A 1,280-nucleotide genomic window follows, 5' to 3' on the forward strand; every position below is an offset into this window, starting at 1 on the left:
CCGCCACTGGCGCGCCCTCCGCCTCAGACGGTCGGGCGCGTACGCCGAGGCCGCGCTCCTGCTGGCCGACGTCGTCGCCGACCGCACGCGCGTCCAGGGGTCCGACCACCCCGACACCCTGAACGCCCGCAAGCACCACGCCCTGACCCTGTGGAACCTGGGACGGAACGCGGAGGCCGCGCGCCTGCTGGGCGACCTGGTCTCGGACCTCACCCGACTGCGCGGCCCCGACGACGGGGAAACCCTGAACGTCCGCAAGTACCACGCCCGGGTCCTCGGGGACGCGGGCGAGCACGCGGAGGCCGCGCTCCTGCTGGCCGACCTCGTCCCGGACTTCGTCCGCCGGCGCGGTGCCGACCACCGGGACACCCTCGGCACCCGTCACCTCCACTGCGTCACCCTCGGAGACGCGGGACGGCACGCGGAGGCCGCGAGCCTGCTGGCCGTCCTGGTCGCGGACCGGGTCCGCGTCGACGGCCCCGCCCACGAGAGGACGATGCGCGCCCGCCACTTCCACGGCTGGAACCTCGGCCGGGCGGGCGATCACGCCGTGGCCGCACGCGTGCTGGCCGAACTCATCCCGGACCGGACCCGTCGGCTGGGGTCCGACCACCCCGACACCCTGGCCACCCGGCAGGCCCATGCGTGGAACCTCGGGGAGACGGGGCAGCACGCGGAGGCCGCACGGCTGCTGGCCGGGATCGTCGCGGACCGCACACGCGTCCAGGGGCCCGACCATCCCGACACCCTGTACGCCCGCTCCTGCCACGCCTCGCAGGTCGGAGGAACCGGCGACCACGCGGAGTCGGCCCGCCTGCACGCCGCCCTGACCCCCGACCGGGCACGCGTCCTGGGACCCGACCACTGGGAAACGCTGCTCACCCGCCACCACCACGCCTGGGAACTCCACTGCGCGGGAGAGCACCCGGAGGCGGCACGCCTGTACGCCGGGATCGCCACCGACTCTGCGCGCGCCCTCGGCCCCGACCACCCCGACACGCTGTCGGCCCGCAGCATGCACGCGTCCAGCCTGGGGTACTCCGGCGAGCACGCGGAGGCGGCGCGACTGCTGGCCGAGGTCCGCGCCGACCGGGAACGCGTCCTGGGCCCCGACCACCCCGACACCCTGAACACGCCCACCGGTGCGTGGTTCGACGGCGAGGACGGCCACGACGGGCAGGACGCCCAGGACGGCCAGGACGACCACGGCGACCAGGACGGCCCCGGCGGGTAGGACGGCGAGGGCGCGTAGGACGGCGAGGGCAGTCAGCGGGTCCGGG

At 76.0% G+C, this 1,280-nt stretch carries 1 protein-coding gene; it reads left to right on the forward strand.

Annotated features, from left to right (window positions below; genetic code table 11):
* A partial coding sequence (locus HW445_RS31430; RefSeq protein WP_180224171.1) for a tetratricopeptide repeat protein occupies positions 1-1,234 on the forward strand: 1,234 nt, incomplete at its 5' end.
* Positions 1,235-1,280 lie beyond the last annotated feature (46 nt).

It is taken from the genome of Streptomyces sp. UH6, from assembly GCF_013421635.1.
Lineage (GTDB): Bacteria > Actinomycetota > Actinomycetes > Streptomycetales > Streptomycetaceae > Streptomyces > Streptomyces abyssomicinicus.